Source organism: Brachybacterium rhamnosum (assembly GCF_039526185.1).
GTDB classification, from domain to species: Bacteria; Actinomycetota; Actinomycetes; order Actinomycetales; family Dermabacteraceae; genus Brachybacterium; species Brachybacterium rhamnosum.
The window spans coordinates 198,191-212,048 of record NZ_BAAAIS010000003.1; the positions used below are offsets into that span (position 1 = coordinate 198,191).

Sequence of the window (13,858 nt, forward strand, 5' to 3'; positions counted from 1 at the left end):
GACGGATGCACACCAGCGCTCCCTCGACCGCCCCCGGCGGCGTGACCATCGCGATCGACGGCCCCGCCGGCTCCGGCAAGTCCACCGTCTCCCGCCTCGTCGCGGAGGCGCTGGACGGCGGCATGCTCGACACCGGCGCCATGTACCGGGCGGTGACCTGGTGGTGCCTCGAGAACGACGTGGCCCTCACCGACCAGGAGACCGTGGCGCGCGTCGCCGAGGCCCTCGACCTCGAGCTGGGGACCGACCCGGCCGGGGCGAGCGTCGTCGTCGACGGCGAGGACGTGACCGGGGAGATCCGCAGCGAGCGTATCTCCCAGCAGGTCAGCGCCGTCGCCACCAACACCCTGGTGCGGCCCGTGCTCCAGCGCCGGCAGCGGGAGCTGCTGTTCGCGACCGCCGCCGAGCGCGGCAGCTGCGTCGCCGAGGGCCGTGACATCACGACCGTCGTCGCCCCCGACGCCGCCGTGCGGGTGCTGCTCACCGCGAGCCCCGAGGAGCGCATGCGCCGCCGCGCGCAGGAGCTGGGGCTCCCCGACTCGGAGGAGTCCCGCGAGCGCATGGAGGACCAGGTGCTGCGCCGCGACCGCGACGACGCGACCGTCTCCGAGTTCGCGACCGCGGCCGACGGCGTCCACGAGGTCGACACGACGGGCCGCGGCGTGACCGAGGTCGTCGCCGCCGTGCTCGAGCTCGTCGAGCAGGCCCGCACCGCCTCCGCCACCGCCCCCGCCGCCGGCGGCACTGCCCCTGCCGCCGCCCGCGCGGGACTCGACACGAGCGACGACGACGCGGTCGAGGCCGCCCTGCGCGCCGGCCTCGAGGACTTCGACCTCGACGCCGACGACCTCGCCCTCCTGGACGCGGACGACCTCGAGGACCTCGGCTACGGGGACCCGGCGCCGAACCTGCCGGTCGTCGCCGTCGTCGGCCGCCCCAACGTCGGCAAGTCGACCCTGGTCAACCGCATCCTCGGCCGCCGCGAGGCCGTCGTCGAGGACGTCCCCGGCGTGACCCGCGACCGCGTGTTCTACGAAGCCGAGTGGGCCGGGAAGGACTTCTGGCTCGTCGACACCGGCGGCTGGGAGGAGAAGGTCGACGGCATCGCCTACCGCGTCGCCGAGCAGGCGGAGGTCGCGGTCGAGCTCGCGGACGTCGTCATGTTCGTGGTCGACGCGAACGTCGGCATCACGACCACCGACGAGCAGCTGCTGAAGGTGCTGCGCCGCTCGCAGCGCCCGATCGTGCTCGTCGCCAACAAGGTCGACGACCAGCGCGGCGAGCTCGAGGCCGCCGCCCTGTGGAACCTGGGGCTGGGGGAGCCGTTCCCGGTCTCCGCGCTCCATGGCCGCGGCTCCGGCGACCTGCTCGACGCCGTGCTCGCCGTGCTCCCCGAGGAGGGCCGCGGCGACGCCGTGGACCACGGGCCGCGGCGCATCGCCCTCGTGGGCCGGCCGAACGTCGGCAAGTCCTCGCTGCTGAACCGGCTCGCGGGGGAGCGGCGCGTCGTCGTCGACGACCTCGCGGGCACCACGCGTGACCCGGTCGACGAGAAGATCACCCTCGGCGGCAAGGAGTGGACCTTCGTGGACACGGCCGGCATCCGCCGCCGCGTGCTGCAGTCCTCCGGCGCGGACTACTACGCCTCGCTGCGCACCCGCTCCGCCCTGGACCGGGCCGAGGTCGCCGTCGTCCTCATCGAGGCGAACGAGCCGATCTCCACCCAGGACCTCAAGATCATCGACATGGTCCTGGAATCCGGGCGCGCGCTCGTGCTCGCCTTCAACAAGTGGGACCTCCTGGACGAGGAGCGCCGCCACCAGCTCGAGTTCGAGATTGAGAAGGACCTCGGCCACGTCTCCTGGGCGCCGCGCGTGAACCTCTCCGCCAAGACGGGACGTCACGCGGAGAAGCTCGTGCCGGCGCTCGAGCAGGCCCTCGAGTCCTGGGACCAGCGCATCCCGACCGGGCGCCTCAACGCCTTCCTCGGCACGCTCGTCGCGGCGCACCCGCATCCGCTGCGCGGCGGCAAGCAGTCGCGGATCCTCTTCGCGACCCAGGCCCGCACGCGCCCGCCGCGCTTCGTCATCTTCGCGACCGGCTTCCTCGAGCACGGCTACCGCCGCTTCATCGAGCGCCGCCTCCGCGAGGATTTCGAGTTCACCGGCTCACCCGTCGTGATCGGCGTCCGGATCCGCGAGAAGCGCAAGCGCTGAGCGGCGCCGGGTCGCCGGTACTGTGGTGCCCATGAGCTCCACGGACCCGCAGCGACCCGGTGACCACCCCGTCGACCCCTACGGAGCGCCCCAGCCCGGGGGCCGGGACCCGTACGGAGCGGGGTCGGGTGACCTGTCCTCCGGAGGACCCCAGGACCCGTGGGCCGCGCCCCCGCAGTCCGTCGGGTCGGCCGCACCGGCCGACCATGACCCGTGGGCGGCACCGCGCGCGGAGCCCTCCTGGCACCCGGCCCCGGCGGATCCCTACGGCGACGGTATCCCCTCGGCGGGCGCACCCTCGGCAGGGGCCCCGTACGGCGGATCGCCCTACGGCGCCGCACCGCAGGGAGGGGCCGTGCCCGCGCCCCTCCACGGGGCACCCGGCCAGATCGGCACGAGCAGGCTTCTCGCGGGGCTGATGGGGATCTTCCTCGGCGGCTTCGGCGTGCACCGCTTCCTGCTGGGGTACACCGCGATCGGCGTCGTCCAGATCATCGTCACGATCCTCACCTGCGGCGCCGGCCACCTGTGGGGCCTCATCGAGGGCATCATGATCCTCGCCAAGGCGGAGCCCTTCACCCGCGATGCGCAGGGCCGCCCGCTGACCGACTGACCACCCCCGGCACTTCCCGAGGAGCACCATGGCCACGCCCGAGTTCGTGCTCGCCCTGCGCGAGCGGATCGGCCACGCCCCGCTGTGGATGAGCGGTGTCACCGCGATCGTGCTCGACGCGGATCGCCGCCGGATGCTCGCCGTGCGCCGCGCCGACAACGGCGCCTGGACCCCCGTCACCGGCATCATCGACCCGGGGGAGGAGCCGGCCGTCGCCGCCGAGCGCGAGGTGCTCGAGGAGGCCGGCGTGCGCTGCCGGGCGCTGCGCCTGATCGACGTGAGGACCGTCGGCCCCGTCACCTACCCCAACGGCGACGTCGCCGAGTACCTCGACCTGTGCTTCCTGTGCGAGCACGAGGACGGGGACCCCCATCCCGCGGACGGCGAGAACACCGAGGCCCGGTGGTTCCCGATCGACGCCCCGCCCCCGATGAACGAGAGGTTCACCGAGATGCTGACCATCGCCCTCGCAGGCCGCCCCGAGGCGAGGTTCCGCCGATGAGGGACCCGCTGCCCGGCACCCAGGTGGCGATCGCCCTGACCGAGGACCCGCGGGACACGGCCGAGGTGCGCGTGCTGGCCGCGCCGCGCCGCGACCTCGCGCGCGACGGTGTGCTCTCCGCCCCGCTCGGCCCCTTCGCGGACGCCCTGCTCGTGGACGTCCACCGGGAGGGCCGCCTCGTGCTGCCCGGCGCCTGGGTGCAGCCCGAGGTGCTCGAGCGGGGGACCCCGCTCGCCCCGCGGCCCGTGCGCGCGAGCGACCTGCGCCTGCCCGCTGTGATCCGCGGCAAGGGCGCCGGCGCGGAGCTGCACTGGGGCGAGACGATCTGGCCCCTCGCCCTGGACGGCCACCTCGCGGTGCCGCCCGCCTCCCGGCCCTCGCCGCACCCCTACTCGCGGCTGCGCCGGCTCCTGCTCGTCGCGACCGGCCGCCGGGAGGAGGTCGCCCTGACGCTCTGGCAGAGCCCCTCATTCGAGGTGCCCTGGCACGACGTGCGGCTGCTCCCGCGCGCCGAGCGCTGGTTCGAGCTCGCCCAGGTCCCCGCCGGCATGCGCTACGCGGACGCTGAGCAGGCCCAGGGCGTCGGGCGGGCCGCGCGCCGCTGAGCCCTGCGCGCGGCGGCGCCTCCCCGCGGGCGGCGCCGCCACGCCGTCTCCTCCCTGATCATGTGATCCGCGCCATGGTCTGTGTAAGGTCGACGCGCGGTCCCGGACCCGGGCCGCCGTCACCGTCGACGAGGAGGACCCGTGCCCGCCGGTACCCCGATCCGCCCCCGCCCCGCGCGGCGCAGCTTCCTGCGCTGGACCGCGGGCGTGGCCACGGTGCTGCCGCTGGGGGCCCTGGCCGGCTGCTCCGGCAGCAGCCGCGACCCCAGCACCCTGCGCATCGCCTACCAGCAGTTCGGTTCGAACACGATCAAGGAGAAGTGGATCCAGGGGGCCGCGAAGGAGTTCTCCGCGCAGAACCCCGACCTCGTCGTGGACCTCGTGCCGATCGTGGCCGCGGAGAACGACTACTTCACGAAGAACGAGCTGCTCATGAGCTCGCCCCGCACGAGCCCCGACCTCGTCTACGAGGACTCCTTCATCCTCCTGTCCGACGTCGGCGCCGGGTACCTGCAGCCGATCACGGACCTCGTCGAGGGCTGGGACCACTGGAAGGACATCGCCGACGCCTCCAAGCTCGCCGTCACCGGTGAGGACGGCGAGGTCTACGGCGTCCCGATCACGACGGACACCCGTGCCATCTGGTTCCACCGTGGCGTGTTCGAGGAGGCAGGGCTCCCCGCGCACTGGCAGCCCACCAGCTGGGAGGACATCCTCGAGGCGGCCCGCGCGATCAAGGAGTCCGACTCCGAGGCGACCCCGTTCTTCCTGTTCGCCGGCACGCCGCAGGGCGAGAAGGCCTCGATGCAGGGCTTCGAGATGCTGCTCTACGGCACCGGCGACGGCACTGGCCTCTACGACGACGAGACCAAGAAGTGGGTGCTCGGCTCGGCGGGCTTCGTGGACGCGCTGACCTTCCTGCAGACGATCGTCCAGGAGGAGCTCACGCTCCCGCTCGGCCAGCTGCTGGACCCCAACATCTCCGAGCAGATCTACACGCAGCTGCTGCCGGACGGGAAGCTCGGCATGCTCGTGGACGGCTCCTGGATCTCCCAGAACTGGACAGAGTCCGCCGGCCGTCCGTGGCCCGAGTGGCCCGACGAGGTGGGCCTCGCGGACATGCCCACCCAGGACGGCGGCGGCACCGGCACGGTGACCCTCGCCGGCGGCTGGGGCCTGTCGATCCCGGGCCACGTCACCGACCGCGAGACCGCCTTCGCGTTCCTCGAGGTGCTCGTCTCCACCGAGACGCTCGTGCAGTACGCGATCGCGGACAACCACATCACCGTGCGCTCCGACGTCGCCGAGGTGAAGGAGTACCTCGAGTACTCCCCGGCCGTCGAGTACTTCACGAACCTGCTCGAGACCGCGTACTACCGGCCCGCCCTGCCCGCCTACCCGGAGGTGTCCTCCGCGATCCAGGAGGCGATGGAGGCGGTGCTGACCGGCAGCGACCCGGCCTCCGCGGCCGCCGCGTACGACTCCACGGTGACGGACATCGTCGGTCCCGAGAACGTCCAGGAGGCGAACGGATGACCACCGCGACACCCACCACCACTGCGGGCGCGCAGGTCCCCACGCCGCGTCGCCGCTCCCGGCTCGGGGACCGGCTAACGGCCGTCCGCGCCGTGCCCATGCTCCCGGCAGGGATCCTCCTGGTCGTGTTCATGCTCGGCCCGATCCTCTACTCGCTGTACCTCGCCTTCACCGACAGCGCGATCCGCGGCGAGGGCGCCTCGGACACGAGCTTCGTGGGCTTCACGAACTTCACCGACGCCTTCACCGACGCGGACTTCTGGAACTCCGTCGTGCTGACGCTGGTGTTCACGCTGATCTCCGCCGTGATCGGCCAGAACGTGCTCGGCATGCTCCTGGCCCTGCTCATGGAGCGCGCGAACCGGCTCATGACCTTCACGGTCACCTCGATCGTCATCGCCGCCTGGATCCTGCCCGAAGTGGTCGCCGGGTACCTGCTCTACACCTTCTTCGCCGACGGCGGCAGCCTGAACACGCTGCTCACCTCCGTCGGCCTGCCCGGCCAGGACCTCCTGTTCAGCGCGCCGATCATCGCGGTGTCCTTCGCGAACATCTGGCGCGGCGCGGCCTTCTCGATGCTCGTCTACTCCGCGGCGCTGAGCTCGGTGCCCGGCGACGTGTACGAGTCCGCGGCGCTCGACGGCGCCGGCCCGGTGCGGCGCTTCGTGTCCGTAACGATCCCGCTGCTGCGGCCCGCGATCGCCACCAACCTCATGCTCACCACCCTGCAGACCCTCTCCGTCTTCGGCCTGATCTTCATCATGACCGGCGGCGGTCCCGCCCGGCAGAGCCAGACCCTGCCCCTGTACATGTACGAGCAGGCGTTCTCGTACGGGCAGCTCGGCTACGGCACCGCCGTGGCCCTGCTGCTCCTGCTGATCGGGGCGCTTGCCTCCGTCGCCTACCTGCGCCTGCTGCCGGAGGAGGACAAGCGATGACCGCCGCCGACCCGACCGCCACCGCCCCCGCCGCGGGCCTCCGGGACGCAGCGCCCACCACCACGACCGCGCGCCGGGATCCCGGACCCCGCCGCCGGAAGGCCACCCGCGCCGCCGGCACCTCCCTCGCGAGCACCATCGCGATGGTCGTCATCGGCATCGTGTTCCTGGTGCCGCTGCTGTGGGTGGTGCTCGCCTCCTTCGACACGGAGGCCTCGCTCTCCGTGGGCTGGCCGAAGCGTTGGAGCCTGGGCAACTACGCCGCCATCTGGAACACGGAGACGACGTTCCGCCCGCTCGCGAACTCGCTCGTGCTGTGCGGCGGGGCCACGATCCTCACGATGGTGACCGCGGTGCTGTGCGCCTACCCGCTCTCCCGCTACCGCTTCCGGGCCAAGCGCCCGCTGCTGCTGACGATCATCTTCTCCACGGGCCTGCCGATCACGGCGATCATGATCCCCGTGTACTCGATGTTCGTGCAGGTGAACCTCATCGACTCGATGGGCGGGGCGATCCTGTTCCTCGGGGCGAGCTCGCTCCCGTACGCCATCTTCCTCACGAAGGGGTTCATGGACGGGGTGCCGCTCGAGATCGAGGAGTCCGCCTGGACGGAGGGCGCCGGTGTCTACCGCACCCTGTGGTCCGTGGTGCTGCCGCTCATGCGCTCAGGTCTCTCGGTCGCGACGATCTTCACCTTCGTCTCCATGTGGGGCAACTTCTTCGTGCCGTTCATGCTGCTGCTGAGCCCGGACAAGCTGCCCGCCGCGGTCACCCTGTACACCTTCTCCTCGCAGTACGGGCAGGTCGCCTACGGCCAGCTCGCGGCCTTCTCGATCTTCTACTCGCTGCCCGTCGTGGTGCTGTACCTGTTCCTGGGCCGCAACCTGGGCCAGGGCTTCGCAGCCGCCGGCGGCGTGAAGGGCTGACGGGACCTCCGACCGCATCCGTCGAGGTGCGCTGGGGCGGCGTCCGCGCAACGAGAGCGGTCCTCGCGCGCTCCCGGATGGTCTCGCTCCCCGGGGCACCCACCGACCGGTCGACCGGGGCGCGGGACGCGGAGGGGGTGCACGGCATAGCGTGGCGGCGCACGCCCTGGATGCACTTGCCCTCGATGAAGGAGCCGTGATGACCGAGAAGAACAGCACCCTGGAACCGCAGGTGGCCCGCCGCGCGCAGGAGCTCTCCACCCGCGACGGCGAGCCGTCGTTCCCCGCGCAGGACCAGCAGCCGCCCGGACTCACCGCGCCCATGACCCCGGTCCCCGACCACGGCGAGGAGAGCTACGTGGGCCACGGCCGCCTCGCGGGGCTCTCCGCGCTCATCACCGGCGGCGACTCCGGGATCGGCCGCGCCGTCGCGATCGCCTATGCCCGCGAGGGCGCCGACGTCGCGATCTCCTACCTCCCCGAGGAGCAGGAGGACGCCGAGGAGACGGCCCGCTGGATCCGCGACGCCGGCCGCCGCGCACTCCTGCTGCCCGGCGACATCCGCGAGGAGGAGATGGCGCGGTCGCTCGTGACCCGCACGGTGCAGGAGCACGGCGGCCTCGACGTGCTCGTAAACAACGCCGCGTTCCAGTGGGGCCGCGCGGAGCCCCGCGGCCTCGCGGGCATCGATTCCGCGCGCCTGCACCGGACCCTGACCACGAACCTCGAGGCGCTGTTCTGGATCACGCAGGAGGCCGCGCCGCACCTGCGCGCGGGGTCCTCGGTGATCAACTGCTCCTCGATCCAGTCCTACGATCCCTCGGTGCCGCTCATGGACTACGCGGCGACGAAGGCCGCGATCAACAACGTCACCGTGAACCTCGCCGCGGACCTCGGCCCGCAGGGGATCCGCGTGAACGCGGTCGCCCCAGGACCGATCTGGACCCCGCTCAACGTCGCCACGCGCGTCAGCGACGACTACGTCGCCTTCGGCGGGAACACGCCGCTGGGGCGCGCGGGCCAGCCCGCGGAGGTCGCGGGGGCCTTCGTGTTCCTCGCGAGCCCGACGGAGGCGAGCTACGTCTCCGGCACCGTGCTCGGCGTGACCGGCGGGCGACCGGTGTTCTGAGACCTCTCGGCCGCCCTCGGCATATCGATCAGCGGAAGATGACCGTCCGCGTGCCGTCGAGGAGGACGCGCGACTGCGAGAACCAGGTGACCGCCTGGCGCAGCGTGCGCACCTCGGCGTCCTGGCCGATCGCCATGAGCTCCTGCGGCGAGCGCGTGTGGTCCACCCGGATGACGTCCTGCTCGATGATCGGGCCCTCGTCGAGGTCGCTCGTGACGAAGTGCGCCGTCGCACCGATCTGCTTGACCCCGCGGGCGTGCGCCTGGCGGTAGGGGTTCGCGCCCTTGAACCCCGGCAGGAACGAGTGGTGGATGTTGATGCAGCGCCCCTCGAACTCCTCGCACAGCTCGGGGGTGAGGATCTGCATGTAGCGCGCGAGGACCACGAGCTCCACGTCGTGCTCGACCACGGCCTCCCGCACCCGGTCCTCGAAGGCGGCCTTGGCACCCTCACCCTTGGTGGGCAGGTGCTCGAAGGGCACCCCGTAGAACGTCGCGAGCGGCTCGAGCGTGGGGTGGTTGGCGAGGATGAGCGGCACCTCGATCGGCAGGTGGCCCGCGTCGATCTGGAACAGCAGGTCGTTCACGCAGTGCTTCGCGGTGGAGCCGAGGATCAGCGTGCGCACCGGGCGGGCGACCTCGTCGAGCCGGTGCTCGATCCCGAAGCGCTCCACGACGGGTGCGAGCGCCGCGGCGATCTCCGCAGGGGAGGCCGAGGTGGCCAGCTGGAGCCGCATGTAGAAGCGCTGGGTGGCGCCGCTCTCGAACTGGCGGCTCTCCGTGATGTTGCCGCCCACCTCGACGATCGCACCGGTGACGGCGTGGACGATGCCGGGCCTGTCCTCGCACACGACGGTGAGGACGTACTCGACGGTGGGGGAGGCGGTGGGGCTGCTCATGCCCGGAAGTCTAGAAGGGTGGCCGCCTCGTGAGGACGGACGCCGCGGGGTGGACGTCGTGAGTGGGGTCGAGGTCACGACGGGCGGGGGCCTGCCGGACGTTCCGATCGCCGATGGGGCGCGGGGGATCCGGCGAACCCCGGGATGACCGTCGGGGCGAAGGGGGCCGTGGACCAAGGTCGCCGTGAACGGGATCGTGACGTCGGATCCGCGCCTGCCCTGCGGCGGGATCACGTGCTCCGGCCACGGCCACGGCTACGAGCCGGGCCCGCTCGGCATCTGCGCCCTCGCCGACGCCCAGCAGGTGCGGATGGGCGCCGTGCGCACCCGAGGTGGACGGCCCCGGAATGAGAACAGGCAGGTCCGGGCTTCCGGACCTGCCTGTTCCAGCAATCTTCTCGGTCGGGCTGACAGGATTTGAACCTGCGACCCCTTGACCCCCAGTCAAGTGCGCTACCAAGCTGCGCCACAGCCCGAGAAGGTGAGCCCCGAAGAGCCGAGATCAACGATACCCCGCGCGGGGCCGTGCCCGCGAATCGAGAGGCACGTGACCTGCGGCACCCTCTGGGGAGTCGTCGCACAGCAGGGGCACAGGTACGCCGAAGCGGCGGCATAAACGCCCTGCGTAGCGTCGCTGTCATCATCACCGAGACGAAGGACGTGACCCGCATGACCGACCAGGACCCCCGCCTCCAGCGCGACGCCGACGGCACTTTGCATTACGAGGGCCGACGCCTCGCCCACCAGGACGAGCCGCTCGCGGACCAGGGCCTCGGCTTCGACATCACCACGATGGTCACCCGTCGCCGGGCCCTCGGCGCCCTGGGAGCCGGTGCCGCGGTCGCCGGTCTCGCCGCGTGCAGCACGTCGAGCTCCTCGGACTCGAGCACCTCGGCCGCCTCAGACGGCGGCTCCGACTCGACCACCTCCGACGGCGAGATCCCCGAGGAGACGAACGGCCCCTACCCGGCGGACGGCACCAACGGTGTCAACGTCCTCACCGAGTCCGGGATCGTCCGCTCCGACATCACCGCGAGCTTCGGCGACTCCACGACCGCCGTCTCCGGCGTCCCGATGACGCTCACCCTCACGATCACCAACATGGAGGAGGACAACGCCCCCTACGCCGGGGTCGCGGTCTACGTCTGGCACTGCACGGGCGACGGTCTCTACTCCCTGTACTCCGAGGGGCTCGAGAACGAGAACTTCCTGCGCGGCGTGCAGGTCGCCGATGAGAACGGCCAGGTCACCTTCACCAGCATCATGCCGGGCTGCTATGCAGGCCGCTGGCCGCACATCCACTTCGAGGTCTACCCGGACGAGGCCTCGATCACGAGCACCGACAACCTGCTCGCGACCTCCCAGGTCGCGATCCCCCAGGACGTGGCGGAGACCGTCTACGCGGAGGACGGCTACGACGGCTCCACCGAGAACCTCGCGAACATCACGCTGGACTCCGACAACGTCTTCGGGGACGACGGCGGCGAGCTGCAGCTCGCGACCGTCGAAGGCGACGTCGCCTCCGGCTTCACGGTGACGCTCCCGGTCGCGATCGATCCGTCCACGGAGCCGGGCGTGAGCGGCGGCGACATGGGCGGGACCCCGCCCTCGGGCGGCGGTCCGTCCGACGGCGGCGGCGGCATGGGCGGCACCCCGCCCGAGGGGGGCACCCCGCCGTCCGGCGCCTCCGACGGCGGCGGCGAGAGCAGCCTCGTGGGCAACAACCTCGTCGGCTCCCGCTGATCCTCCGGGGCCCGCCCGTCACGGGCGGGCCCCGTCCCGCGCCCGCCCGGTGCGCCGCCGCCCGGCGCGCCGGGCGGTCATGCGTCCGCCCCGCCGTCACCTCCCGATATCGTGGCGGCCATGCCGGAGCCGTCCCGCGAGACACCTCATGGCGAGACCCCGTACTCGCCGATGTCGCTGCTGCGCGCCCTGACCTCGAGCCCGCTCGACGTCGACGAGCTGCGCGGCACCGAGGAGGACTCCGAGGCGGACTCCCACCCCGACACGCCCGCGAGCCGCGTCGTCACCCTCGCCATCGCGATCCTGCTGGGGCTCGCGGTCGCCGTCGCCGTGACGAACCTCCGCGCTGACGCCGTCTCCGAGGACTCCCCGCGCGCCGCCCTCGAGCAGGAGGTGCGGGATTCCCGCGAGCACGCCGTCGGCCTCGAGCAGCGCCAGGAGGAGCTCCAGTCGGAGATCAGCGCGCTCCAGGAGGACGTGCTGCAGTCCTCCGACTCCGCCGCGGCGGCCCGCCTGTCCACCTACGAGACCGCGACGGCCTCGACCGCCCTGAGCGGGCCCGGCGTCGTGCTGCAGGTCGAGGACTCCGCCCCGCTGCCGGCCTCGCCGGGTGTCGCCGAAGGCACCGTGAACCGCGCGACCGACGAGGACCTCCAGATCGCCGTCAACGGCCTCTGGGCCGCGGGCGCCGAGGCGATCGCCGTCAACGGGCAGCGGATCTCCGCCTCGAGCGCCATCCGCACCGCGGGATCGGCCGTGCTCGTGGACCTCCGCCCGATATCGCCGCCCTACCGCATCGTCGCGCTCGGCGACGGGGCCGCGATCGAGCAGGCCGTCCAGGGCGAGGCGACCGGGGAGTACCTCTCCGAGATCTCCTCCCGGTTCGGGATCGTCCTGTCGTGGGAGACCTCCGAGGACCTCTCCGTCCCGGCCCGCGCTCCCGCCGCCCTCCGCGAGGCCTCCTCGACGCCGCCGGGGGAGGCCGGCGCCGACGCCTCGCCCACCGACCCCGACACCGACCCCGGTGCCACCGACAAGGAGACCACCCCATGATCGCGATCCTCGGCCTGCTGATCGGCATCGCCGTGGGGCTGTTCCTCCAGCCGGACGTCCCCGCGGTGCTGCAGCCCTACCTGCCCATCGCCGTGGTCGCGGCGCTGGACACCCTCGCGGGCGGCCTCCGCGCCGTCCTCGACGGCGTCTTCAACGCCCACGTCTTCATCACCTCCTTCCTCTTCAACGTCCTGATCGCGGCGCTGCTGGTGTTCCTCGGCGACCAGCTCGGCGTGGGAGCCCAGCTCTCCACCGCCGTGATCGTCGTGCTGGGCATCCGGATCTTCTCCAACGCGGCCGCGATCCGTCGCCGCCTCTTCCGCTCATGAGCGACGGCTCCCGGATCCCCGAGTCCCGCCAGGAGCAGCGGGAGGTGCTGCGGCGCCTGCGCGAGACGCTGCGCCCCCATGCGAGCGCGCAGCAGGTCATCGTCGGCGTGCTCTGCTTCCTGCTCGGCATCACGATCGTCGTGCAGGTGCGCGCCCAGGACGAGGACGCCCTGCAGGGCGCGACCCAGGAGGACCTCGTGCGGCTGCTCGACGAGTCCGACCGCCACGTGAGCGACCTCGAGCAGGAGAACGAGGACCTCGACGGATCCCTCGCGACCCTGCAGGCCGGCCACGAGGACGACGTCGCCGCGCAGAACGCCGCGCAGCAGCGGCTCGAGGACCTCGAGATCGTCGCCGGGACCGCGCCCGCCTATGGTCGCGGGATCTCCGCCCGGGTCACGGAGAGCACCGGCACCGTCCGAGCGCGCACCGTCCTCGGCGTCGTGCAGGAGCTGCGCAACGCCGGCGCCGAGGTGATCCAGGTGGGCGACGTCCGGGTCGTCGCCTCGACGTCGTTCACGACCGCGGAGGACGGCACGCTGCTCGTGGACGGGACGCGCGTGCCCGCCCCGTTCGACGTCCTCGCGATCGGCGACCCGACCGTCATGGAGCCGGCGCTGAGCATCCCCGGCGGCGCGGTGGACTCCGTCACCGCGGACGGCGGGAGCCTCGAGGTGAGCGCGGAGGAGCAGGTCGCGATCGAGGCGCTCGCGACGGTCCGCGAGCCCGAGTACTCGCGGGTGGTCAAGTGAAGGTCAAATCCTGACAGGACCTGGGGCCGATGGTCCCCAGCGGGCTCTCGGCGGGCTCTCGACGTGCGAGGATGTCTCCGCCGTATCCTGTCGGACCAGAAGACAGGACGCGCCGCAGGTCCGGGAAGGGGTGCACGGTGTCCACGACGAACCACCAGTGGAACGACGACAATCTCGATCACACGTCGAAGCTGAGCGCGATCTCGCCCAGCGACCCGGTCGAGGAGGCCGAGCCCGGCCTCACCGCCCAGGACCGCCGGGCGATCGAGAACCTGCCGCGCGGCAGCGCGCTGCTGGTCGTGCGCAAGGGGCCGAACCTCGGCGCCCGCTTCCTGCTGGACGCCGACACCACGGTCGCCGGTCGCCACCCCGGCTGCGAGATCTTCCTCGACGACGTCACCGTCTCCCGCCGCCACGCCGCCTTCGTGCGGGACGGGGACTCCTTCCTCGTGCGTGACCTCGGGTCGCTCAACGGCACCTACCTCGGCAAGGAGCGGGTCGACGAGGCCGTCCTCCAGGCCGGGCAGGACGTCCAGATCGGCAAGTACCGCCTCACCTTCCATCCCTTCGTCGGGACGGACTGAGGCATGCCGGCCTCCGCATCGCGCAGGCCGGGGA

14 protein-coding genes and 1 tRNA gene are annotated in these 13,858 nt (G+C 72.3%); 13 read left to right on the plus strand and 2 right to left on the minus strand.

From position 1 onward, the window contains the following. Positions 1–5 precede the first annotated feature (5 nt). From der to ABD080_RS11010, 8 genes are all read left to right on the plus strand, one after another. Positions 6–2,216: a bifunctional cytidylate kinase/GTPase Der gene (gene der / locus ABD080_RS10975; protein WP_343904887.1), complete on the plus strand. Its 2,211-nt coding sequence runs from the start codon at positions 6–8 to the stop codon at positions 2,214–2,216. A gap of 355 nt (positions 2,217–2,571) precedes the next feature. Continuing rightward, entirely contained in the window at positions 2,572–2,829 is a 258-nt protein-coding gene (locus ABD080_RS10980) for a TM2 domain-containing protein (protein WP_205750645.1), read from the plus strand. 28 nt (positions 2,830–2,857) lie between these two features. Beyond that, the gene (locus ABD080_RS10985; protein ID WP_137770840.1) at positions 2,858–3,331 is read left to right on the plus strand and encodes an NUDIX hydrolase; all 474 of its coding nucleotides are present in this window, start codon (positions 2,858–2,860) and stop codon (positions 3,329–3,331) included. Then, the gene (locus tag ABD080_RS10990) at positions 3,328–3,936 is read left to right on the plus strand and encodes a hypothetical protein (protein WP_137770839.1); all 609 of its coding nucleotides are present in this window, start codon (positions 3,328–3,330) and stop codon (positions 3,934–3,936) included. The genes ABD080_RS10985 and ABD080_RS10990 overlap by 4 nt, the downstream gene beginning before the upstream one ends. Before the next feature lie 141 nt (positions 3,937–4,077). After that, entirely contained in the window at positions 4,078–5,472 is a 1,395-nt protein-coding gene (locus tag ABD080_RS10995) for an extracellular solute-binding protein (protein ID WP_343904890.1), read from the plus strand. Further along, a complete protein-coding gene (locus tag ABD080_RS11000; protein WP_137770837.1) occupies positions 5,469–6,410 on the plus strand; it encodes a carbohydrate ABC transporter permease in 942 nt (313 codons plus the stop codon). The genes ABD080_RS10995 and ABD080_RS11000 overlap by 4 nt, the downstream gene beginning before the upstream one ends. Next, positions 6,407–7,336: a carbohydrate ABC transporter permease gene (locus ABD080_RS11005; RefSeq protein WP_137770836.1), complete on the plus strand. Its 930-nt coding sequence runs from the start codon at positions 6,407–6,409 to the stop codon at positions 7,334–7,336. The genes ABD080_RS11000 and ABD080_RS11005 overlap by 4 nt, the downstream gene beginning before the upstream one ends. 199 nt (positions 7,337–7,535) lie before the next feature. Next, on the plus strand, positions 7,536–8,465 hold the full coding sequence (locus ABD080_RS11010) for an SDR family oxidoreductase (protein ID WP_137770835.1): 930 nt from the start codon (positions 7,536–7,538) through the stop codon (positions 8,463–8,465). 28 nt (positions 8,466–8,493) lie between these two features. On the opposite strand, the gene purU is transcribed toward ABD080_RS11010, so the two are convergent. Together purU and ABD080_RS11020 are read right to left on the minus strand one after the other, a co-directional pair. After that, entirely contained in the window at positions 8,494–9,363 is an 870-nt protein-coding gene (gene purU, locus ABD080_RS11015) for a formyltetrahydrofolate deformylase (protein WP_343904894.1), read from the minus strand. A 402-nt stretch (positions 9,364–9,765) separates the two neighbouring features. Beyond that, a tRNA-Pro gene (locus ABD080_RS11020) sits at positions 9,766–9,839 on the minus strand. Between the two features lie 193 nt (positions 9,840–10,032). Here ABD080_RS11020 and ABD080_RS11025 point away from each other — a divergent pair. The 5 genes from ABD080_RS11025 (at position 10,033) to ABD080_RS11045 (ending at position 13,824) form a co-directional block, all read left to right on the plus strand. Continuing rightward, positions 10,033–11,106 (plus strand): intradiol ring-cleavage dioxygenase, encoded by a 1,074-nt coding sequence (locus ABD080_RS11025; RefSeq protein ID WP_343904896.1) that lies wholly within the window; start codon positions 10,033–10,035, stop codon positions 11,104–11,106. Between the two features lie 120 nt (positions 11,107–11,226). Further along, entirely contained in the window at positions 11,227–12,159 is a 933-nt protein-coding gene (locus tag ABD080_RS11030) for a DUF881 domain-containing protein (protein ID WP_240811108.1), read from the plus strand. Beyond that, positions 12,156–12,488, plus strand: coding sequence for a small basic family protein (locus tag ABD080_RS11035; protein ID WP_137770831.1), 333 nt, complete (start codon positions 12,156–12,158; stop codon positions 12,486–12,488). Before ABD080_RS11030 ends, ABD080_RS11035 begins: the two co-directional genes overlap by 4 nt. Beyond that, positions 12,485–13,240 (plus strand): DUF881 domain-containing protein, encoded by a 756-nt coding sequence (locus ABD080_RS11040; RefSeq protein WP_137770830.1) that lies wholly within the window; start codon positions 12,485–12,487, stop codon positions 13,238–13,240. The genes ABD080_RS11035 and ABD080_RS11040 overlap by 4 nt, the downstream gene beginning before the upstream one ends. Positions 13,241–13,377: 137 nt before the next feature. Next, on the plus strand, positions 13,378–13,824 hold the full coding sequence (locus ABD080_RS11045; RefSeq protein WP_205750644.1) for an FHA domain-containing protein: 447 nt from the start codon (positions 13,378–13,380) through the stop codon (positions 13,822–13,824). The last annotated feature ends 34 nt before the right edge of the window (positions 13,825–13,858 follow it).